Annotated in this window: 18 protein-coding genes and 2 pseudogenes; 7 read left to right on the forward strand and 13 right to left on the reverse strand. The window is 62.2% G+C overall.

What is annotated here, in order from left to right; genetic code table 11:
• Window positions 1-13: 13 nt before the first annotated feature.
• The 9 genes from fni to NKI32_RS26755 form a co-directional block, all read right to left on the reverse strand.
• The gene (fni, locus tag NKI32_RS26715) at window positions 14-1117 is read right to left on the reverse strand and encodes a type 2 isopentenyl-diphosphate Delta-isomerase (RefSeq protein WP_502898001.1); all 1104 of its coding nucleotides are present in this window, start codon (window positions 1115-1117) and stop codon (window positions 14-16) included.
• 28 nt (window positions 1118-1145) lie between these two features.
• Window positions 1146-2048, reverse strand: a complete 903-nt coding sequence (locus NKI32_RS26720; RefSeq protein WP_353004407.1) for a terpene synthase family protein — start codon at window positions 2046-2048, stop codon at window positions 1146-1148.
• Window positions 2045-3595 (reverse strand): prenyltransferase/squalene oxidase repeat-containing protein, encoded by a 1551-nt coding sequence (locus tag NKI32_RS26725; RefSeq protein WP_353004409.1) that lies wholly within the window; start codon window positions 3593-3595, stop codon window positions 2045-2047. Before NKI32_RS26725 ends, NKI32_RS26720 begins: the two co-directional genes overlap by 4 nt.
• A gap of 148 nt (window positions 3596-3743) precedes the next feature.
• A complete protein-coding gene (locus NKI32_RS26730) occupies window positions 3744-4733 on the reverse strand; it encodes a polyprenyl synthetase family protein (RefSeq protein ID WP_031198818.1) in 990 nt (329 codons plus the stop codon).
• Between the two features lie 129 nt (window positions 4734-4862).
• A complete protein-coding gene (locus NKI32_RS26735; protein WP_352797909.1) occupies window positions 4863-6206 on the reverse strand; it encodes a cytochrome P450 in 1344 nt (447 codons plus the stop codon).
• Window positions 6206-7048 (reverse strand): glucose 1-dehydrogenase, encoded by an 843-nt coding sequence (locus tag NKI32_RS26740; protein ID WP_031204274.1) that lies wholly within the window; start codon window positions 7046-7048, stop codon window positions 6206-6208. The genes NKI32_RS26735 and NKI32_RS26740 overlap by 1 nt, the downstream gene beginning before the upstream one ends.
• Window positions 7015-7341, reverse strand: coding sequence for a ferredoxin (locus NKI32_RS26745; protein ID WP_352797908.1), 327 nt, complete (start codon window positions 7339-7341; stop codon window positions 7015-7017). Before NKI32_RS26745 ends, NKI32_RS26740 begins: the two co-directional genes overlap by 34 nt.
• A gap of 1 nt (window position 7342) precedes the next feature.
• On the reverse strand, window positions 7343-8632 hold the full coding sequence (locus NKI32_RS26750; RefSeq protein WP_353004413.1) for a cytochrome P450: 1290 nt from the start codon (window positions 8630-8632) through the stop codon (window positions 7343-7345).
• A gap of 89 nt (window positions 8633-8721) precedes the next feature.
• Complete coding sequence (locus NKI32_RS26755; RefSeq protein ID WP_352797904.1) at window positions 8722-9924, reverse strand: cytochrome P450; 1203 nt, start codon at window positions 9922-9924, stop codon at window positions 8722-8724.
• A 200-nt stretch (window positions 9925-10124) separates the two neighbouring features.
• Between NKI32_RS26755 and NKI32_RS26760 the strand changes: the two genes are divergently transcribed.
• From NKI32_RS26760 to NKI32_RS26780, 5 genes are all read left to right on the forward strand, one after another.
• Window positions 10125-10385, forward strand: coding sequence for a hypothetical protein (locus tag NKI32_RS26760; RefSeq protein WP_352797902.1), 261 nt, complete (start codon window positions 10125-10127; stop codon window positions 10383-10385).
• A gap of 1196 nt (window positions 10386-11581) precedes the next feature.
• Window positions 11582-12115: a peroxiredoxin gene (locus tag NKI32_RS26765; RefSeq protein ID WP_031243734.1), complete on the forward strand. Its 534-nt coding sequence runs from the start codon at window positions 11582-11584 to the stop codon at window positions 12113-12115.
• Between the two features lie 69 nt (window positions 12116-12184).
• Window positions 12185-13621 (forward strand): RNA polymerase factor sigma-54, encoded by a 1437-nt coding sequence (gene rpoN, locus NKI32_RS26770; RefSeq protein ID WP_352498793.1) that lies wholly within the window; start codon window positions 12185-12187, stop codon window positions 13619-13621.
• A gap of 57 nt (window positions 13622-13678) precedes the next feature.
• Window positions 13679-14890, forward strand: a complete 1212-nt coding sequence (locus NKI32_RS26775) for an MFS transporter (RefSeq protein ID WP_352797900.1) — start codon at window positions 13679-13681, stop codon at window positions 14888-14890.
• 125 nt (window positions 14891-15015) lie between these two features.
• Window positions 15016-15276, forward strand: a complete 261-nt coding sequence (locus tag NKI32_RS26780) for a hypothetical protein (RefSeq protein WP_023748880.1) — start codon at window positions 15016-15018, stop codon at window positions 15274-15276.
• Between the two features lie 14 nt (window positions 15277-15290).
• On the opposite strand, the pseudogene NKI32_RS26785 reads toward NKI32_RS26780, so the two are convergent.
• Window positions 15291-15482, reverse strand: a pseudogene (locus NKI32_RS26785) (IS21 family transposase); the annotation flags it as partial.
• Between the two features lie 560 nt (window positions 15483-16042).
• Between NKI32_RS26785 and NKI32_RS26790 the strand changes: the two are divergent.
• Together NKI32_RS26790 and NKI32_RS26795 are read left to right on the forward strand one after the other, a co-directional pair.
• Window positions 16043-17267, forward strand: a pseudogene (locus NKI32_RS26790) (ATP-grasp domain-containing protein).
• Between the two features lie 251 nt (window positions 17268-17518).
• Window positions 17519-18064: a GNAT family N-acetyltransferase gene (locus NKI32_RS26795; protein ID WP_023748883.1), complete on the forward strand. Its 546-nt coding sequence runs from the start codon at window positions 17519-17521 to the stop codon at window positions 18062-18064.
• A gap of 658 nt (window positions 18065-18722) precedes the next feature.
• Here NKI32_RS26795 and NKI32_RS26800 read toward each other — a convergent pair.
• The 3 genes from NKI32_RS26800 to NKI32_RS26810 form a co-directional block, all read right to left on the reverse strand.
• On the reverse strand, window positions 18723-20333 hold the full coding sequence (locus NKI32_RS26800) for a recombinase family protein (protein WP_352797895.1): 1611 nt from the start codon (window positions 20331-20333) through the stop codon (window positions 18723-18725).
• A gap of 54 nt (window positions 20334-20387) precedes the next feature.
• Entirely contained in the window at window positions 20388-20531 is a 144-nt protein-coding gene (locus tag NKI32_RS26805) for a hypothetical protein (protein WP_352797893.1), read from the reverse strand.
• Window positions 20532-20692: 161 nt separating this feature from the next.
• The coding region (locus NKI32_RS26810; protein WP_353004420.1) for an IS30 family transposase at window positions 20693-21040 on the reverse strand (348 nt) is incomplete at its 5' end.

Here is a 21040-nt window from a genome sequence, read left to right on the forward strand (position 1 = left end):
GGCTACGCCGGCATCAACCGGCGGGCAGATGGGCCGAGGGCAATAAGCGGGCCTGGCGCAACGCCGCCAGATCAGCCGAGCCGGTGCAGAAGCAGGCGACGGCCAACTGGCGGATGACGATCTCGAAATGCGCGACAACGGCCTCGGTGGATACCGTAGCCGCGCGCAGCACGCCGGCTGCCTGCCCGGCGATGTCCGCGCCGAGGCGGATAGCCTTGGCCACGTCGACGCCGTCGCTGACCCCGCCCGACGCGATCAGCTTCACCGCTGGCAGCGCCCGACGTACCGCCTGCACGCTGGCCGGGGTCGGGATCCCCCAATCGGCGAACGCCATCGCAACTGTACGGTCGGCGGCATCGGGGGCCCGCTCGCCCTCCACTGCGGCCCAACTGGTGCCGCCGGCGCCGGCGACATCGATCACCGCCACGCCCGCCTGAACGAGCGCACAAGCCACCGAGGCAGAGAGGCCAGACCCCACTTCCTTGGCCACGATCGGCACGCCGACGCTACGTGCGGCGCGAGCGATCTGGGCCAGGACGCCGCGCCAGTCGCGGTCGCCCTCCGGCTGTACCGCTTCCTGCAGCGGATTGAGATGGACAATGAGTCCATCGGCCTCTAGTGCATCCACCGCCCGGCGCGCGAGGTCCAGGCCGTCGGCCTCGCGCAGTTGCGCGGCGCCGATATTGGCCAGCAAGGGAACGTCTGGGGCCAGGCGGCGCAACGCGCGCGTCAGCCCCTGGGAGTTGCGGGATTGCAGGCTCACGCGCTGCGAACCGACGCACATGGCGATCCCCAAGGCTTGCGCTGCCTCGCTCAGATGCCGGTTGATGGCCTCGGCGCGTGGCATGCCCCCAGTCATGGAGCTGATCAGCAGAGGCGCGCGCATGGTCTTGCCCAGCAGCGAGGCGCTGAGGTCGATCTGCGTCAGGTCCAACTCGGGCAATGCGCAGTGTTCGAAACGGATGTACTCCCAGCCGGCGGCCTTGGCCCGTGCCGTTCGCCGATTCAGCACTATGTCCAGATGGTCGTCCTTGCGCCGGCTCAACTTGGTGTCGCTGATGCTCGCTCCATCCGCGTCATCGGGCGACGGCGTTGCGTCGGGTCGGACCGACGGCAGCGCGCGCACGCCGCCGTTTTCCGCTCGTTCAGGCCGGCGCACGCTGGGCTGCCCCCGCAGGGTCGCTGCGGTAGCGACTGTTTGAGGTCTGGTAGTACTGCACGCGGATGGCCGCCATGGCTTCGATCAGCGGTCCCCACGGCCGGGGAAAGCGTTCTTGCGCCATCACCCGGTGCAGCATGCGTGTGTGGCCGGCCAGCTCGTCCTTGAGGAACTCCACGACAGGCATGGCCGGATAGCGCTGCAGCAGCAGGATCGCCGCGTTGTTGGCCTCGCCGGCCGACCTATCCTTTTCTTGTCCATGCAGATCGTTCTGCAAGCGCCCTATCGCGGAGATGAGCCGCAGGACCTGGCGAAACGCCGGATGCGCGCGCAAGGTCGCCATGTCCAGCCCCCACAGCAACGACAGGCAACAGAACACGTTCGTGTAGGCGATCGAATCCACGCCGTTCTGCAAGTACTCGGCGTAGGACCAGCGCTCTGCCCCTGCCGCCTGCGCGTGTCCGGCACGCAGCGCCGCGCAGTAGCACCGGGTATCCTCGAGAAGCTGGGCATAGTCGCGACGATCGTAGGCGAGCGCGGCGAGCGAAGCGCGCAGCACAGCACAGCCCTCGAATCCTGGTAGCGCGCACGGCACGCCCTGCCCCAGCGCCTGCTCCACCGCGGCGAGCTGCTCCGGTGCGATCAGGTCAAGGTCGTTGCAATCGTCCAGCCAGAACAGCAGCGCCAGTTCGCGATAGAAGGCCACGATCAGCGTTTCGTCCAGCGGATCGCGGCCGGTGCGGGCGCTGGTGTCGCGCAGGCTCGGATGGATGCGCTGTAGGATATACTGGCCGCCCCTGACTGCTTCCAGGCCATGCTCGTCGGCGAACCCGGTCAGGGAACGCCCCCATTCCAGCACCTGCTGCAGCGCGCGGTCGGTCGGGATCATGGCCCGGCTCCTGTTCCCTCGGCCAAAACACGCCGCCCCCAACGAAGCGCCAGCCACAACCCGGCGAGTTCGGCCACGCGCACCACCCGGGTCGGGCAATACAGTTCCTTGCCGATCCACAGCGGCGTCTGGGGCAGTGAATGCGCCACGTGGCAGGCGAGCATCCACTTCAGCGCCCGCGCCACCGCCTGCGCTATGCCCCGGCGCCCTGCCGGCTCTTCGGTCCCGTCCATCACGTGCAACGCGAACAGCGCATAGGCGGTTTCCTCGAATGTGGACGCGCGACCGGCGCCCCAGCCGCCGTCGTCGCGCTGCGCCTGCAGCAGCGCTGCCAGCGCGCGCTCGTCGCGCCACTGCGGGTTGCCTTGCGCCAGCGCAGCGACCGCATGCGCGGTTGGATACAGCCACGAAACGTGCCATTTTTCGTTGTCCCATATACCGTGCGGGTTGCGATTGACCTCGACGTAGGCGCTGGTGCCGGCGGCGGGTTTTCCCAACATTCGCAACGCATGCAGGGCATGGATGTTGGTCGACACCGAGGCATTGCGCTCACCGGGGAAGGTGACGAAGAGCTCGCCGGTTTCGAACTGGCGCAACGCGTCGGCCGCCGGGTCGCGGCCTGCAAGGCGAAGGACGCACAACGCAACGGCGGTGTCGTCCGCATCGGCCGCGAAGTGCAAGGCAGGGCCCAGACCGCGCACGCCGAGCCGGGCGTCGAGCTGCGCGATGATCACTTGCACCGCCTCGGCGAGCGCGGGATGCGCGAACAGACCGCCCAGATGCAGGGTGTACAGCGACCAGCATGGCTCGAACACATTGATTGGCCAGACGTTGGGAACGACACCTTCGATGCCGGTGCGAGTCGCCCGCGATGCCGCCTGCAGATACCCGCCCGTGCGCCCGACGTGCGGCGTTCTTCTTTGTGTCACGGCGTGCGCACGCCACGCGGCGGTGGCCGCCGGACTGATGCCGATGCTGCCGTCGTCGTCCGGGCATGCCGTGGCCGAAGACGTCCCCCAGGCTTCCCAGGAGTGCAGCAACGGATGGCCGCTCGGCAACGTCGCCACAGCCCCCAGCTTGACCAGGCGTGCTTGCCGCAACGGCAACAGCGCCGGGTGGCGCGAAAACGACAAGCCGCCCAGCAAGGATGCGGCCTCGTCGCACAACTGCGGCAGGATCAGCTCCGCGCCGATGGGCGCGTCTTCCGGCACCGCATGCGCGTAGGGGTCGGACTGGCGCTCGATGAACCGGGTTGCAGCCTGGACTGCGTCGGCAGCCCCGGGAAGAGGATCGGCACGCTGCAATGCCAGCAGCGCCGCCCAGGTAGGCGCATGGCGAAACAGCGGGAAGTCCGTACTTCCCCATCCGCCATCGGCCTGTTGCTGCGCGATGAGCCACGCATATGCCTCGTGCCGACCGGTGACTTTGCCGTCGAACTGCAGAGCTCGCGCCGTGTCGTATACGGACGGACCGACGCTGCCGCCGTCGCTCATCTCGCTCAGCAGGTGGCGCAATTCGGAAAGGATCTGTTCGGACAGCGCGTTCACGCGGGATGTTCCTTCTGCAGAGGGCTAATGAGAACAGAAACGTGCAGACGCCGCGCACGTCGCCGCCGACACGGACACAGTGCAGCATGCAGCGCCCGCCGGCCGATCGCACCAGCACAGGGGCGAGTCCTTACGGATAATGGGCCGCTCATGCGTATGGCGCGGACAGATACTGGTCGGCCCGCTGCAGCATCTGCGCCAACCCTTCCGCACGCGGCCCCAGAGGGGCGATGGCCTCCCCGGCGTCGTGCAACAAGGACAGCGCGAACAGGCGCGCTGCCTGCAACCCCATGATCGACGCGCAGGTCGGCTTCTGCGCCGCCGCGTCCTTGCCGGGGGTCTTGCCAAGAGTCGCGGTATCCGCCGTCGCGTCGAGAATGTCGTCGGCCACCTGCAACGCCAGGCCATAACAGGCGGTGTAGCGATCGAGCGCACTGTACAGCGCAGCGTGCGCGGCATCCTCCGCGATGGAGTATAGCGCGCCCATGCGAACCGACGCGCGCACTAGCGCTCCGGTTTTCATCCGGTGCATCGCCAGGATCCTGTCCAGCCCGGCGTGCTTTCCGACCAGCGACAGATCCATGGCCTGCCCGCCTGCGGCACCCTCGGCGGACACCGCCTGCGCCAGTTCGCGCACGAGCGCAATACGATTGTCGCCCGGCGCATCCAGGCTCGCCAGCGTCAGGAAGGCGTGGGCCTGCAGCGCATCGCCGACCAGGATCGCAGTGGCTTCGCCGAACTTTACGTGCACGGTCGGAAGGCCGCGGCGAAGCACGTCGTCGTCCATCGCGGGCAGATCGTCGTGGACCAGGGTACAGGCGTGCATCATCTCGATGGCGGCACCGACGTCGTCGAGCATGTGCGCCGGCGTGCCCGCCAGTGCGCCGGCAGCCAGACAGAGCAAGGCGCGGGTGCGCTTCCCGCCATGCAAGGTGGCGTAGCGCATGGCCGCCATCAGCTCCGTCTTACCGTCGTCTTCGGCGCAGAGCAGACGCCCCAGAGCCTGTTCGACCCGCTTTGCGCCGTCCTGCATCCAGATCTCCGGGAGCAGCCCGCCGGAGGCGCCGCGCGCCTGCGCGCCCAATCCGCCGAATGCGGAAACGCCGATTCGGTCGCGTGGAGTGGAACCGGTCTGCATGTTGTTGATGTCCTTGTAGCTGAGACGGCCACGGCGAGCGCAAGTCGTCACACGAGTGCGAGCGCCGAGTGCAGCAATGCCGCGCCTCGCCGGCGCGGCTGCCTTCCACACGGGGCATGCGATGCCAGCTCATGAGAAGCCTATGCGGATTGCCATGGACGGATGTGCGGTCGGGTAATAGCGCCGGCCTTTTTCGACGTCGCTCAGCAATTGCGGCCGCACCCCGGCCTTGTGCATGGTCAGCGCCAATGCGATGCAGAACTGCACCATTTCCAGCCATACGAGGTGGTAGCCGATACAGACGTGTGGGCCGGTACCGAACTGCAGCATGTCCACGGGCCGGATCGGCTCTGTGCGTAGCAGCCACCGCGCCAGGCGGAACTGATCTGGCGCCTCGTGCAGCAGCGCCGAGGTCGAGAAATGCAGCAGCGGGATGCATAGGTGGGTGCCCGCGGGAATGCGCCGTTGGCCGAGTTGCAATTCCTGCAGCGCGCGACGCGGCAGGAGCGTGGTCGCCGGATGCAGGCGCAGTGTCTCGCGGAACAGCGCCTCGGCGACCGGACACTGCGCCAGGTCCGCGTGCCGGGTCGGCACCGCGCCCACGCGTTGCGCCTCCTCGACCAGGGCGTCCCACAGCACAGGCTGCCGCGCCAGCTGGATCACGATCCAGGCCATCGTCGAGGCAGTGGTGTCGTGACCGGCAAGCAGCAGCAAGCGAATATTCGCGACCAGGACGTCATCGGAGAGCGGACCGTCGCTGCTGTCAAAAGCGCTCACCATGTCGTTGATGAACCCGGTGCGCGCGGCATGCGCGCGCGCATCGCGGACGAACCGGCGCAACTGCGCGTCGATCCAGTCGCGGGCGGAGCGGCCGCGCCGCAAAGGCAATCCGGGCAGGTCGACCGGTGGCGCGATGATCAACTGCAGCAATTGCCGGTACTTGCGATGCCATCCCGGCAGGTCCTGCGCGGGGATTCCCATGAGGCTGAAGATGAGCTTCAGCATCAGGTCGCCGGTCTCGCGCAGGATAGTTACCTCGCCGCGGGCGAGCCACGCCTGCACCCGCGCCTGGATGACGGGCGCGAACAGGTCGCCGATCCCGGCCTGGGTCAGTCCCTTGGGCAAGAACGCTGCCTTGATGGCATCGCGCGCCTGCCGGTGCGCGCCGCCGTCCAGGGCAACCAACGTTCCGCCAAGCAATTCGGGCGCGATCTCTTCGATCAGCGCCGAGGACACGTCCTTGTGCTTGAGCAGTGAGAAAGCGTCCGGATCCACACAGGTCATCAGATGTCCGGCAGGGCCGAAATCCAGCCAGAAGTGGCTGCCCAGCGTCCGTTCTGCGCGTTGCAGCAGGCGCGGCAGGTCGCAGACAATGGCGGGAAGATGCCCGACCAGGGGGAAAGCGCCGGGCATGACCGGGATGTCGGATCGCAACCGGTGCCGACGGTTGAGTGGGTTGAGCAGCATGTCCATCAGCAGCGCGCCGCCGTCGCCGATTCGGTGTCGCCGGCAGGGCGCGCGGCGCAGCTGTTGCCACCGTCCGCGTATGTTGGCACATGCGCCAGCATGCCGCCATCGATGCACACGACCTGGCCGGTGATGAACGCAGCATCGGCGGAGAGCAGGAACGCCACGAGCGCGGCCACGTCCTCGGGGCGGCCGACGCGCTGCAGGAGCTGGTGCCGGCGCAGATGCCGTTGCATGCACTCGTCCAGCTTGGCGAGGAGACGCTCGGTCATGATAAGACCCGGCGCAACCGCGTTGCAGCGAATCTGCGCATGACCGTACTGGGTGGCGAGCGAAGCCGAGAGCATGTTCATCGCCGCCTTCGACGCGCCATAGGACGTCTGCGCCGTGTCACCGCTGAGCCCTTGGCACGACGACATGTTGACGATCGCGCCACCGCCGCGGGCGATCATCCGTGGGATGGCCTGCCGGCAGCAGAGCAGCGTGCCGCGCAGATTGGTCGCCATGGTCTGATCCCAGACTGCCAGGTCCAGGTCGAGGATCGCGCAGTCGCGCGGGGTCAGATGCATGGCGCTCGCATTGTTAACCAGCAGGTCGACCCCCCCGAAGTGCCGCTCCGCCGTCTCGAACAGCGCTGCCACCGCCTGATCATCGGCGATATCCATGGCTATGGGCAGCGCGTGGCCTGCATCGGCCGCGATCTGCGCGGTGCAGGCGATGGCCGCCGAGCCATCAATGTCGGCCACCACCACTCTGCCGCCCCCGCGCGCGATGGCGAGAGCGCATGCCTTGCCGATGCCGGCGCCGGCGCCGGTCACCACGGCCACCTTGCCTTCAAACCGTCCCATCGTGCCTCCTGATTGCATTGTTCTTCGGGGGCATGCCGCTCGGCCTGCGCCGGAGAAGGCGCAGGGTCGGCGCTGGCGCGCTCGTCATGGCCGGCGTCGCTTTCGATCACCCGAATGGCGGCGACCGGGCACTGGTTGGCCGCAAGCCGCACGGCGTCATGCAGCGCCTGCGGGACCGTCGCCACGCACACTTCGGCCACGCCGTCCGGTTCGCGCTGGCGAAAGGTGCCCGGCAGCGTCAGCACGCACTGTCCGGTAGTTCCGCACAGATCCTGATCGACCACGACGCGCATCTCAGCCCTCCTGCCCATGCAGCCGCACCGGCAGCGCGCGGAACGTCCTAAGGAACGCGGAGGGCTCCCGGGTCGGCTGCTCGGCCAATGCCAGCGTGGGGAAGCGCGCCTGGATCCGCGGCAGGCTTTCGGCCAACTGCACCCGGGCCAGTTGCGCACCAAGGCAGAAGTGGATGCCGTGGCCGAAGGTCAGCATGATCTTCCCGTCGATCGACATGCCAGGACTGGTGCCGCAGAACCGCACGGGATCGAAGCTATCGGGATCTGCGAAGGCGTCCGGGTCGCGATTGCCGGCCGCGATCAGCACGCGCACGTCCGCGTTCTTCGGGATCACGACGCCGCCCATTTCGATGTCGCGCTGGGCGATACGCGGAATGGAGCTGAACATGGCGGGCGCGTCGTAGCGCAGGGCTTCTTCGACGAATGCCTTCACCCCCACGGCATCTCCCTTCAGCCAGTGCCGCTGTTCGGGATACGCCAGCATCGCCAGGACAGCATGGCCGATGGCCGCAGCAGTGGTGGCGAAGCCGCCCAGCAGCATGCCCCAGAGCATGCTGATCAATTCCGCATCCGACAGCGTCTCGGCATCGTCGTCGCGTGCGCCGACCAGCATTGACACGATGTCGTGGCGGGAATCGGTGCGCTTGCGCTGTATGAGGTCGCCGAAGTAGGCCTGCACCCTGGCGCTGGCCTCGTCCCCCGCGGCGAGCTGCGGATCGCTGGCGAGCGGGCTCAGGCCTTCCAGAATGGCGCTGATGCCGGTGACGAGCGCGAGAATGTCGTCCGGGGGCATGCCGAACAGTTCGCCGAAAACCAGCATGGGCAAGGCCAGCGCGAATTCCTGATGCAGGTCCACTGCCTCCCCGCGCTCCAGTGCGGGCGCCATGCCATCCAGGCGCGCTGCGACAATGCGAGCGATGGTCGGCCTCAGCTTGTCGATCTGGCCGATGGTGAAATCGCGCGAGATCAGCCGGCGCAGACGCGTATGCGTTGGAGGTTCCTTCATCGCTAAAGTAGACGCCAACAAACTTAGCGACAGGCTGGTCGCCGCACGCGGGAAATAGCGCGCCAGTTCGCCTGGTGCCGGCCCCCGAAAAGCATCGCCAGTGGCTTTTAGCGCCCAGTAGATGTCGGCGTGGCGGCTCAACAGAAAGAGGCCCGACGCCGCGCGATGTACCGGATCGTGCTCGCGCAACCACCGCATGAATGGGTACGGGTCCTGAATGCACGCTGGCGACGCCAGTTCGGCGAAGGCGTCCCGGCATGCTGCCGTGGTTTCTTGCACGTCCATCTTGGTCACCTGTTGGCTGGCTTCTGATCGGCGCGCGGCAGGCGCGCCGGCAATTCGAGAACATCGGGATTCCTGGTGGCGTCCGCGCATCACCAGAGCACCGGGAACTCCTCGAACCCGCCAGTGATGATCTCCTTGCGCAACTTCAGTTCTTCGGGCGGCACGGCCAGGCGCAGCGGGGGAAAGCGCTGGAAGATCGAACCGAACACCGCCTTGAGTTCCAGCCTGGCCAGCGCCAAGCCGACGCAGTTGTGGGGCCCGTAGGAGAACGCCAGGTGCGGGTTTTCGTCACGTCCGATGTCAAAGATTTCCGGGTCGTCGAAATGGCGCGGATCGAACGACGTCGCCGGCAGGCCGACCAGCACCTTGCTCTCCGCGGGAACATGCATGCCCGCGATGATCACGTCGGTCCTCGGATAGCGCATGATGCCGTCCCAGCCGGCGCCCGGCGGGTACATGCGCAGGATTTCCTCCACCGCCTTGTCCACCAGGGATGGATCGCCGACCAGGCGTTCGCGCTGTTGTGGATGGCGGAACATGGCCAGCAGGCCGAATTCGATCTGCGCGACGGTGCTCTCGTGACCCGCCACGAGCATGCCCGCGGCCAGGCCGATCGCCTCTTCCTCGGTCGCCTTGCCCTGGTCGACCGCCGTGAGCAGGTCCGTCAGCAGGTTGTCGCCCGGATCCTGGCGCTTGTCCCGCATCTTGCCGCGAATGTAGGCGCGGAGTTCTTCCCAGGCCAAGCGCGACGCGCTTCGCGGGCCGCTTTCATGCTGGTGCGTCATCACCTCGTCGGACAGCCCGGCGAAAAAGGCGTGATCCTCGTAGAGCACGCCCATCAGCGCGCTGATGACCATGGCCGGAAGCGGAAAGGAGAGGTGGCGCCGCAGATCGGCGGGCTGGGGCTGGGCCGCCAGCGTCTCGAACAACTGCGCGGCGATCGCCTCCACTTGCTGCGTGAGCTGCTTCACCCTGCCATTGCTGAAGGCCGGGGCCACGATCGTGCGTAACCGCGTATGCTCGCCCCCCTTGTGCGAGACCAGCCATCCTGGCGAACCGAGAATCACCGAATCCGGGGTGAATGCCGCCGGCGGCATTCCGGCGGGCCGGAACGCCGCGTCGGTCAACACCGCCTTGGCCTCGTCATAGCCTGTGATCCACCAGCCTTCGTGCCCGGACGGGAAGCGCACGCGGTGGATCGGACCGTTGGCCCGTAGCGCCAACATCTCGGGCGAGGGCTCAATGTGATCGACCCGCCACATCGGCAGCGTCGGCAAAGGTTGTTCGGACATGGTGGCACTTCACTCTATAGCGATGGAAGGGCGGAAGGTGACCGGCGGGCGCTGCGGCAGCGAAGACCTAAGACGGCATGTAGAGGACGTCGTCCGAAGGCAGACCGATTATCAACATCGGCCAACGTGTAACTGTCTAGGCACACCGCGCGGCGAGTTGCAGAACTTTATCCTGCACCATCGATTTCAGGATAAGGTCGGTGTGGTGGGCCTTTGAGCCGCCGCCAGCCAAGATTTCCTGCGCAAGGGTCGACAAGAGCGGCGAGCTGTTGGGTAAGGGCGGTTTCGCCGAGGACCCCATGCCCATAGACGCTATCCGACGCGGATTTGACATTTTGCTTTTCTTTCTTCGTTCCATTCGTGCCATCCACGAAATGAAAGTCGGTCGGCGGCTCCCGGCCCGCAACGAAGAGGCTTCAAACCTCGTGCCAATTTGGCCGACCGAAGAAAAAAATCTGTGATGCTTTTAGGGGCTTAGCCTGAGGCCAGAGAAGAGCTAGGCGAAATAGGCCGGTGTCGCCGGCCAACAAAGGCGACGGAACAGTGTCGGACAGAACGCCTCGGCGACCTTTAGGTCGGGCTTGCGACATTCTGGTCCAGTTTCGAACATAAGAGGGCGGCAAACAGACACGATTGTGGAATTCGATCCTCACGGAATCACGGCGCTTGCCGAAGAACGCGCGCTCATGGTTGCTGCGACAGGCGCGTGTTCGCGATAGCCGTGCCTCCGCACGCAAGAACACGCTAGTGGCACACGCTACACAATCGCTGCAGTGCCCGCCGGTGTGAGGTAGTGCATCGGCTCGGCTTCCGGTTCGTCTTTGCCCAGCCGGGGCGCCGAATACCCGCACCATACAGCACCGTTGTTGCGTGTGGTGACGAGGCGGTTATAGCGCGCGCCCGATCTTCCAAGACACGGCCTCCGAGAAGAAAGGGGCGGTCCAACGGCACCTCTATTCCAAATGGCACGCCGCTTGCTGCTCCTGGTTAGAGCACCATCAAATCACGATGAAAGCGACTTGTGCCATGCCCGATACGCGAAGCTCCAGACCGTGGCCTGAGGAGACGGTGCCCCTTCCAGCTGAACAGGGCATCGTCTCCTCCGGAAGTCCGTTCTGGGTGGCCGCTTTGCGCATGGCTGGTCCGATGCCGGCGCGCCAACGCGGGCCGCGCGCGCAAATGCGGTTTGCCGGTTCTGTTCAGCATGTGAGTGCCGAAAAGCATTGTCAAAGGGTCGTCACCCAAACCAAGGCCGGCGGGTCACTGCCACATATCGACAACATGCTGAACCAGTCCAGTGACGCGGAATCCAGTGACGCGGGTCTGTTGCGTGAAGTGACATTTCAGGCCCCCACATGCTTTGCGATATTGGCTCCTTCCGGCCGCTATCCCTTTTCCAAACGCACTATCGCTAGTGACCGATCCCGCTTCCGGCGCCATAGCCGTGGAAAGCAACCGGCTCGACGGTGTCCAGCTCGCTCAGATCGATTGCGTTCGGGTGGCCAAGACCAACCGCCAAGACGTTCCCATACGTCGGGAGGGAAAAAGGAGGTTGCGAGCCGCGAGGCCCTCATTCCGTGCCGGGGATACGAGCCTTTGCCCGGTATTGCGCCAGCCTCTGCCAGAATTCAGCGCAGTCTTCTTCAGGAGCAACTTGATGACAGTTCGAAAGAAAGTTCCCTTCGTCACCTTTCTCACGCGTGTTCACGATAAGTCAGTCCAGGGGCCGAATCCATATCGCTGGCAAGAAAAAACATCTGACGACTACTTTGCCGGCAAGCGGGTCATCCTGTTCTCGCTGCCTGGCGCCTTCACCCCGACCTGCTCGACCTACCAATTGCCCAAGTTCGAAGAGCTCTATGATGAGTTTGCGAAGCAGGGAATTGACGCGATTTACTGCCTCTCAGTCAACGATGCCTTTGTCATGAATGCGTGGGGGAAGTCCTTGGGCCTGAAGCAGGTCCAGCTCATCCCCGATGGCTCAGGCGAGTTCACACGCAAGATGGGCATGCTGGTTGCCAAGGACAATCTCGGATTCGGGATGCGCTCATGGCGCTACGCCGCCCTGATCAACAATGGCGTGGTGGAGCACTGGTTCGAGGAGGAAGGTTTCTCCGACAACTGCGAGGCCGACCCGTATGGCGTCTCATCCCCGCAAAACGTTCTCGAAACGCTGAGAGCCGCCGCATGACCTAGAAAACGTCTCACTGGCGCCATTGCAGGCCCCAAGAGGCTCCTCGACAGGATTATCGCACTCACCATGCAATCTTCAGCAAGCCTGTTTCAGCGCCAGAAGCAATCCATCGTCGCATCGCCTCAACTCATTGAGTCGATTCGCTTGCTGCAACTGGCGCATACCGAACTGCATCAGTTCGTGGAGGGGGAAATCGAGAAGAACCCGCTCTTGGAATCTGCGTCAAACGATGGCGGGCCTTTTGACGATGCTTCGATTTCGGGAGCGGATCAGCCTGTCGGCTTTGGGGCAAACCCCGTTGAAGGTCCGACCGGGGCAGGGTCGCCTGAACGGCTCGGGCAATGGAAATCACTTCGCAACACGACCAACAACCCGCCGGGCAATGGCCCTTCCCTCGACGAGTTTGCCACCCTCGCCGAAACATTGCACGACCATGTCGCTCGTCAGATCGCCCTCACTGCGTTCACACCACAGGAGCGGCTGATCGCTGGCCAGCTTGCCGCCGATCTGGAAGACACTGGCTATCTTCGGGCAAACCTTTTGGAGCTGGCCGAGAGCCTAAATGTCCATGAGGCTGTTGTGGAACGGGTTCTCGGAACCTTGCAGCAATTTGATCCACCGGGAGTTTTTGCGCGAAGTCTCAGAGAATGCCTCGAGATTCAGTTGCGCCAGCGAAACCGGCTCGACCCGGCAATGGCAGCTTTGGTTGCCCATCTTGAAATGCTTGCGCGACGCGATTTTGAGGCGCTGAAGCAGCATTGCGGCGTCGATGAAGAAGACCTTCTCGACATGATGCATGAGGTTCGTGCGCTCGATCCAAAGCCTGGGAACAGATTCGAATCCGGTGCGTCTGAATCAATCATACCCGACGTCTGGGTCACGCCCTCGCCGCAAGGCGGGTGGCAGATCGAACTTGATCCCGCCACGCTGCCGAAGCTGCTGATCAACCAAACCTACTACGCCGAAGTCACGCGTCAGACTGCCCAAAATTCGAAAGATCAAGCATTTCTCGACGAATGCTTGCAAAACGCGAACTGGCTAATCCGCAGCCTCGATCAGCGCGCCAAGACGATTGTTAAGGTTGCGGCTGAAATCGTGCGTCAGCAGGATGCCTTTTTGGAACATGGCGTCGCCCACCTGCGGCCTCTCAATCTCAGAACCGTCGCTGACGCGATCGGCGTGCACGAGTCGACGGTAAGCCGGGTGACCTCGAACAAGTACATGCTTACCCCGCGCGGCGTCTTTGAACTGAAGTATTTTTTCACCGTCGCGATCGCGTCCTGCCAAGGCGGCGATGCGCACTCCGCCGAAGCTGTCCGGCATCGGATCAAAGCGATCATTGCCGCAGAATCTCCCGGCGACGTGCTTTCCGACGAGGACATCGCTGTCCGGCTGAAGGAAACCGGCATTGATGTTGCGCGCCGCACCGTCACAAAGTATCGCGAAGCAATGAACATCCCCTCCTCCGTGCAACGCCGCCGGGAAATGCGCTTGTGTTTTTAGATTTGGGTCAAAGCAGCCAACATCACGTTGCATTGCATCAAAGTGGAGACTTCGTTCATGGCCCGATCCGCAGCAGGCGTCATGAACGCTGTTCTGCACGACCCAGAAAAACCCGTCCCACCGTCTGGTCCAGCATGGGGTGCCATCATTTCGCTTTCCTTGGGCACCTTCGGGCTGGTCACGGCAGAGTTTCTGCCTGTCAGCCTGCTCACGCCCCTCGCGCATGATCTCGGTATCAGCGAGGGAGCGGCTGGACAGGCGATGACGGCGACAGCTATCGTCGGGGCAATCTCGGCGCCGACGGTGGCCATCATCACAAAGCGCCTGGACCGCAGGACCGTCATGTGGACCATGACGCTGCTGCTGATCCTGTCGGACGTTCTGGCGGCCGGCGCGTGGTCGCTGGCGGTTCTCCTGACTGCACGCGTCGTGCTCGGCATAGCGCTCGGAGGATTCTGGTCGATGTCGGCAGCACTGGCGATGCGGCTCGTTCCAAGCCACCTCCTGCCTCGCGCTATGTCGATCATCCTCACCGGCGTTTCCGTAGCTACCGTCTGCGCAGCTCCAATCGGCGCTTATGTCGGCGATATCTGGGGATGGCGAAGCGCCTTCATGCTCGCCGCAGCCGGCGGCGTCGCTACACTGCTCGTGCAGCTCATGACCATTCCGAGACTGCCTCCGATTGGAGTGACTAGCGTCCGCAGCCTGCTGGATGTGGCAAAGATTCCGATGGTCAAGGTTGCGCTTTTTGTCATCCTGCTGGTCGCTTCCGGCCACTTCGCCGGAATCACCTATATCCGCGCCTTCCTCGAAAAGATTCCCGCGCTTGACGTTGAGACGATCTCGCTTGTGTTGCTTGCTTTTGGCATCGGCGGATTCTTCGGCAATTTGGCCGGCGGGCTTCTGGCCGAGTACAGTCTCAAGGCAGTCGCGGCCCTTGCACCGCTGCTCATAGGGATAGCGGCTGTTTCGCTACTGACGGCGGGAGCATCGGCCTTCGCCTCGGGGATTGCGGTTGGCGCGTGGGGCTTTGCCTTCGGCGCGGTGCCGGTGGGATTACAGACGTGGATGGTGCGGCGGGCCGTTCCCGAGCAGGCCGAAAGCGCCGGTGTGCTGATGGTCGTAGCATTCCAAGTGGCAATCGCAGCCGGCGCGATTTTCGGCGGGCTGTTGGTGGAGAATGCGGGGATCGCCAGCGCCATTGCCTACAGTGCTGTTGCCACGTTCATCGCTGCCCTCATAGTGTTCCTGCTCGGCCCGAAGCGCTAAACCTGGACCGCTTGACAGGAGAGATCTCAGCAGCGCAGCGGGACGAGAGATGCGATGCACGGCGCGGCGCGATCCTCCGCTTGCATGGACCAGCGGAAGCGCCTCGCCGGCTTCACCTCCGGGCCATGGCGACCTTCCCCGCCAGACACGTGGATCTCGCCGGCACCGGTTTCCATTTGGCGACGGTGAGCGCTGCCGGCGCGATGGAACGCTTGCTGGCGGTCATATCCGCATCCTGGGCAAGCGACAGCTACGCGCCGGCCATGCCCGTCAGAACGCCGGTGACGATGCCGCTCGGTAGCGCAGACAGGCAGCGAATTGCCAGTCGTATCAACGGCGGCCGAATTACCGTCGACCGCGCGTACCTTGTTTCGGCCGCAGACTAACCTAGATTCCGAACGTGTCGCTGGATTGCGCGATTGTTGCGCCAGTGCAGGCGGGCATTGGCGACGGTGTCGAGCCAGTCCTGCAACTGGTCGTTCAGGTCGTTGAGATTGCGGAACGAGCGGGCCAGGAAGAAGTCCTCGTGGACGTAGCGAAACGGTCGCTCGACCTGGCCCTTGGTTTTTAGGCGATACGCGCAGCAGAATCTGCAGGTCCTGGTGCATGCATGACGATAGGCGGCGAAGATGTAGCGCGCGTGGCCAAGCGGCGACGAATCGCTTCACGGCGGTGTAGCCGCCTTCATAACCGCGTTCGCGAATCTGCGCTTCAGGCGAACGGCGGTGGGATCGGGATAGGCGGCAACGCTTTCACGCAGATAGTCGACAAAGGGCGCAATCTTGTTGTCGGAGCGGAGGGCCTGCTCCGTCGTTAGCGTCCGAGCCGTTCTTGATAAAACGCCGGGCAACCGACACCTACTGACGTGTTTGTCGAATCCGCGACACATTGTTTTCGGCCTGACAGTCTGCTGCACTCCGGGTCAAGTCACTGAACAAAACTCAGAAAAACTATTTCTCAGGCTCCCTCGGCGCAATTGGCATGAATTTTGAGACGTTCTCATCATATTGGGAGGCCATGCAACAAAATTGTAAAACAACTCATTTAAGGAATGTTTTGCAACAGAAGGTCGGCGGAAATGAAATTACTTCGCGGGCGATCGAGTTACTCCAAACAAACGTGGGCACTAAGTAAAACTTTAGGTGTCGATATATGTTAAAGCGGGCAATAATACTCCTTGAAGGCGAAAGTAATAGCCTTTTATACATTAAAGCCGCTAGGAGCCTTGATATTTATCCCATTACCATATCTGCTGACCCGGAGTTATTTGATTACCGCGGCATTGGGAATTGAGGCGGTCCGTGTCGATAACAACGACTTCGATTCGCTGATCCGAGAATGTATCCGGCTACGATCGACCTATGAAATAGCTGGTATTACCAGCGCCCAGGAGTCGGCCTATGCGATGGTTGGCCAGCTCTGCCGGTACTTCGATCTGCCGGGACCGAACGCCATGGCGGTTGAACGGTGTTGCGACAAATTCGTTCAACGTCAGCTGCTCGCTGAGGCTGGCCTTCGAGTACCTGCATATCGTTTGGCAGTGAATGCGACGGAGGTTGAACGCTCTGCCACCGAAATCGGCCTACCGGTAATTCTCAAGCCAGCCATCGGCATCGGCAGCAGTGGTGTCCGATTGTGCCGCACTCTCGATGAGATGGCCGAACATATGATCTATCTGTTGAGTGGGAAGCACAAATGGCGGTCCTCACCAAGGATACTTGTCGAAGAGTTCGCACAAGGCCCCCAGTATAACCTAGAAATAATGGGAGATCAGGTTATAGCCATTGGCGCTGCGAACTACGGTCCACCTAATTTCTTCTGTCGTGGACACATCTATCCGGCCCCGCTGTCTGAGGAAGAGTGCAAACGTATCGCAGATCTTTCGCTGAGTTGTTTGCGAGCTCTCGGGCTCGGTTGGGGGCCGACGAACATTGAACTTAGGTGGACGAACCACGGTCCAACCGTCATTGAAGTCAATCCGCGTCTTGCGGGTTCGCCCGTTCCTAACATGGTCCAACTGGCTTACGGTGTCGATCTCATCACCAACCACATCAGGCTCGTTGTTGGTGAGGAATTGGATTTGCGCGAAAGGCAGTCACACGCTGCGGCCTCGCGGTACCTACTTCCCGAGTGCGATGGCACTCTCGATCGGATCGATGGCGGGAGACGGGCGGCTGCCCTATCGGGTGTTGCCGAGGTAAAATTTTACGTTGAACCCAAGGCGCCGATAATCATGAACAGCGATTCCGGAGACCGCATCGCACATGTTGTCGCTACTTCGCCCAGCCGTGCTCGGACAGAGGCGATACTGCAGGATGCCGTCGACTTAATCGATTGGTCGATAACTCCATTTCCGACCCTATCTGGAGCGGATTAGGCTTGAACCATTCGGGCTGTGCAGTTGTAGGCCGAGATGAAGGGCCGACGATCCGCCGAGACAAGCTGGCGATGCCCTCCGCCTGCAACAAAAATCCGAATCGCGACGCAGCACTGGCGCAGCTCTTGCAGGCAACTGATGGAGTTCGATCCACATTGCCTCTCTTGGCCGTTTCGAAAGTCCATGGTCACCGTTGATGCGGGTAGGCGCTTGCCTGTGACATCATAATAGCGTTCAGATTGGAAATACTTATGATCACGTATCAGACCGAACGTTTAATTCTCACCTCCATGCGACCCGAACACACGGCGGAATTGTTCCAGTTGCATGCCGATCCCGTGGTTCAGAAGATAATCTATGATAATACTCCGCAAACGATTGAGGATGTGCGCGAGTGGGTCGAAAGGTCTTTGACCCAGTGGCGCAAGAACGGCTTCGGCACCTGGATCGTATACCAAAAATGCAGTGACAGTCCGGTTTTCATCGGTCGCTGTGGCCTGCGCGACCACGCTGACACAAATAATATCGAACTCTCTATTTCATTGGTCGAACGCGGAGTTGGACGAGGTTTGGGGCTGGAGGCCGCACGATTCGCCATCACGCACGCTTTGCGAAGTTCGACCAAGGAAAAGGTAGTCGGTCTCATTAGGCATTGTAATTTGCGGTCGCAGCGAGCAGCCACAAAGCTTGGGCTGCGGTATATTGACGACCGCTGGCATGACGGCAGATTCTACCAATATTACGAAATGACCCGCGAGGAGTATTTTTCCCAGCCGCGGCACCGGGTCCCACGGTAAGTGGATACACTGAGGGGTAACGTGTGCTGCGATTTGGCATGGGATTGAGGACATCGGTTCCGGAGAGGGGCGTCAATCGGGGAACCGAAGCAAGCAACTTTGCTGTTCTTTCGCGGTTGATATTGCCGCTGCATCATGGAGCGACGGGGCTGGGGGGCAAACATTGGGATCAGATCAAACCGGCAGAATCCTGTCTGCTCTGATGGCCATTCTTGCGTCCGGCGATAGAGTTCCCCGGTCTTCTCACGATTGCGGCCTGGCTGCGCCATTGAAGCAACGAGATCGGCACCTTATGCCGGATCGCATGGACCTCGTTGTAGGCGCCAATCCTCCAACTTTTGATAGGCATTGTTATAAGCCCGAAGGAACCCCGCATTTCGATGCGGACGCGACAGCGAGCACAGCATGAGCACGATTTGCACAATCATTCGACATATTGTCGATGTCGCGCCTGGATCGGCTGAAGCACTACGGTTTGCATTTCGCGAAATACGCGGACGGTTTGCTCGGGGTGATGCCGAAGTAAAAACCAGAAGGGAAACACTTGTCGACGCGTTTCTAGTTGCGCTGAGCGCTGCAAATGCCCTAGAAATTCGAAGCCTCCTGAATCTATCATAAGTCCGAATCCAGTAACCTAATTTGTCCAACAAGCACAGCATTAGGGTTGAGGCGGGATCCAGAAAATTCGAAAAGCTTCCAGGAACCCCAGCCAAACTGGATGCTCTGCGGACGAGACGGCACCCGAGGCTTGCTGCGAAGATAGCGCCGTAGTCGTTTCGGCAAGTAAATCAAACGGTTGTCGAAAAACAGCGCGAACCTCGCCGTCTTCCCATGTGCAGTTCGACAGTAGCAGATTCAGAAGCCGTTTCTTCTCACCAGGGGCCCGCCGGGCGAACAGTTGGCGGGCGTTCCGCGCCAGCTCCAACAAGCGCACGCCATCCTCCATGTATGATTCCTCGGCCTCGCCATGCCGCTCGATCTCACGGAGCAGGCGCGTCTGCTCGACCCGCCATTGCGCTGACATTCGATCGTAGAAGGCGCTATCGATGCGTCCGTCGAGCTTATCCAGGTACATTGCCTGTAGCCGATCCTCGAGGCGCTTGTATTCCTTCTGGCATCGCAGGATCGCCTGTTCCTGCTCCTTCCGCTCATCGGCGTGGCTGGCTTTGAGCGCGTCGCGGACCCAATCCAGCACCTCCTCATCGAAATGAAGTTTGTCCAGCAAGGCGCCAAAGGTCTCTTCCAGGACCTCCTCGCGGACGTACCTGCGGCGACACTCGGCATAGCCGCCGCGGCCTTTGTCGCTGTGGCCGGTGCAGTGATAGTAGACGTATTTGCCCTTCTTGATCTCGGCCACTACCGCGCAGCCGCATCGGGCGCATGTCATCAGGCCGCCGAAGGCAAATTCATAGCCGTAGGAATGGACAGGCGTCGCATGTCGGCCCGTCAGAACGCCTTGCACCCGCTCCCACAGTTCGATCGACACCAGAGGCTCGTGCTTGCCGTGATGCAGCTTGCCGTTCCATTGAAACAATCCGGTATAGAGACGATTGCGGAGAATCGAGTGAACCGTGCTGACCGGAACCGGGTGTCCATTCTTCGGATAAACAAGGCCTTCAGCATGGGCTGCCTTCGTGATTGCCTTGAGAGAATATCCGCCGGTTGAGTAGCGCTCGAACAGTCTCGTGATCATCGGCGCCAGCTCAGCGTCCGGTTCAATGACCTTTTTGCCGTCGCTTCCTGTGACGTTGAGATAGCCCAGCGGTGCCTTGGTCGGCCAAATCCCCTGCTCCGCCTTCTCCATCTGCCCTTTGCGGGCTTCCTCTGAGAGATTGTCGATGTAGTTCTTTGCCATCAGCACCTTGATGCCGTGCATAAACTTTTCCGACGAGCGCGAGTCCTGCGAGAGGATCACGCCTTCCTTGGCGAGGTGGATCTCGACATCGAGCTCGTCGAGCGTCACCCAATCCTTCAGATTGCGGTAGAGCCGATCGGTCTTCTCGACCAGAACGACGCGCACACCAGGGTGCTTGCGCAGATATTTGACCATCTCGGTGAAGTTAGTCCGCCCGCTGCTCTTCGCCGTCTCGATGTCGATGAATTCCTGAGCGATACCAAACTGCTTCTGAGCCGCATATTCCCTCAAACGCTTGCATTGAGCAGGGATGGAAAAGCCTTCCTTCTCCTGCTCCTTGGATGAGACCCGAGCATAGAGGAGCGCTTTCACGAAGCCGCTGCGAGTTGCGATCTGCGCAGTCTTCTTGACCATCTTCCCAGCCTCGTCTCCTAACCAGTCACGGTGGAGCGAGGTAAAGCGCCTCGCTCATTCCATATTTTGCCATTCGGCGAGGAGGCGGAAGAACCCGGTGACGTTTTCCACGATCTGGCGCGCATCCTCCCTGGAGAGTTTTCGGCCAGTGCGCTGCTCGAACAACTGAGCAGTTCTATCCAGAAAGGCGCTATCCACGGCGCGGTCATGTGGAGGCAAGGTCTCCTCAACCGACCGACGGACGCTCCTAGGTCTCTTCATCGTCTGTGCCCGGTTTCAGGCGCTTTGCAGCACCAGGCAAGGATCGCCGATCTCTCTCCAATCTCGAATGGCCGATATGTACGGGTGGGTTCAACCGGTCACTGCAACACCTTGTGTAGCCTATCGGCGGGTGTTTCGAAGTCCAGGGTTTTTCGGGGGCGCTGATTGAGCCGCAGGGCGACGCTGTCGAGTTGGGCCTGCGGGACCTGCGAGAAGTTGGTTGTTCTGGGGAAGTACTGCCTGAGCAGGCCGTTGGTATTTTCGTTGCTGCCTCGTTGCCAGGGACTGCGCGGGTCGCAGAAGTAGACCTGGAGATCGGTTGCGACGGTGAAGCTCTTATGACGAGCCATCTCCTTGCCTTGGTCCCATGTCAACGAGCGCCGCAGCTCTTGGGGCAATGTGCCGATTTTCTCGGCGAGGGCCGCCACGACAGTCGCTGAGTCCCT

Origin of the sequence: Mesorhizobium sp. M0761, from assembly GCF_040320205.1 — a bacterium.
In the GTDB taxonomy this organism is placed as follows: Bacteria; Pseudomonadota; Alphaproteobacteria; order Rhizobiales; family Rhizobiaceae; genus Mesorhizobium.

Coding starts and splice junctions, on each gene's coding strand:
- NKI32_RS26720 (WP_353004407.1), bottom strand. CDS start 2,048: ATGATCCCGACCGACCGCGCGCTGCAGCAGGTGCTGGAATGGGGGCGT.
- NKI32_RS26730 (WP_031198818.1), bottom strand. CDS start 4,733: ATGCAGACCGGTTCCACTCCACGCGACCGAATCGGCGTTTCCGCATTC.
- NKI32_RS26735 (WP_352797909.1), bottom strand. CDS start 6,206: ATGGACATGCTGCTCAACCCACTCAACCGTCGGCACCGGTTGCGATCC.
- NKI32_RS26740 (WP_031204274.1), bottom strand. CDS start 7,048: ATGGGACGGTTTGAAGGCAAGGTGGCCGTGGTGACCGGCGCCGGCGCC.
- NKI32_RS26745 (WP_352797908.1), bottom strand. CDS start 7,341: ATGCGCGTCGTGGTCGATCAGGATCTGTGCGGAACTACCGGACAGTGC.
- NKI32_RS26750 (WP_353004413.1), bottom strand. CDS start 8,632: ATGGACGTGCAAGAAACCACGGCAGCATGCCGGGACGCCTTCGCCGAA.
- NKI32_RS26755 (WP_352797904.1), bottom strand. CDS start 9,924: ATGTCCGAACAACCTTTGCCGACGCTGCCGATGTGGCGGGTCGATCAC.
- NKI32_RS26765 (WP_031243734.1), top strand. CDS start 11,582: ATGACAGTTCGAAAGAAAGTTCCCTTCGTCACCTTTCTCACGCGTGTT.
- rpoN (WP_352498793.1), top strand. CDS start 12,185: ATGCAATCTTCAGCAAGCCTGTTTCAGCGCCAGAAGCAATCCATCGTC.
- NKI32_RS26775 (WP_352797900.1), top strand. CDS start 13,679: ATGGCCCGATCCGCAGCAGGCGTCATGAACGCTGTTCTGCACGACCCA.
- NKI32_RS26780 (WP_023748880.1), top strand. CDS start 15,016: ATGGCGACCTTCCCCGCCAGACACGTGGATCTCGCCGGCACCGGTTTC.
- NKI32_RS26795 (WP_023748883.1), top strand. CDS start 17,519: ATGATCACGTATCAGACCGAACGTTTAATTCTCACCTCCATGCGACCC.
- NKI32_RS26800 (WP_352797895.1), bottom strand. CDS start 20,333: ATGGTCAAGAAGACTGCGCAGATCGCAACTCGCAGCGGCTTCGTGAAA.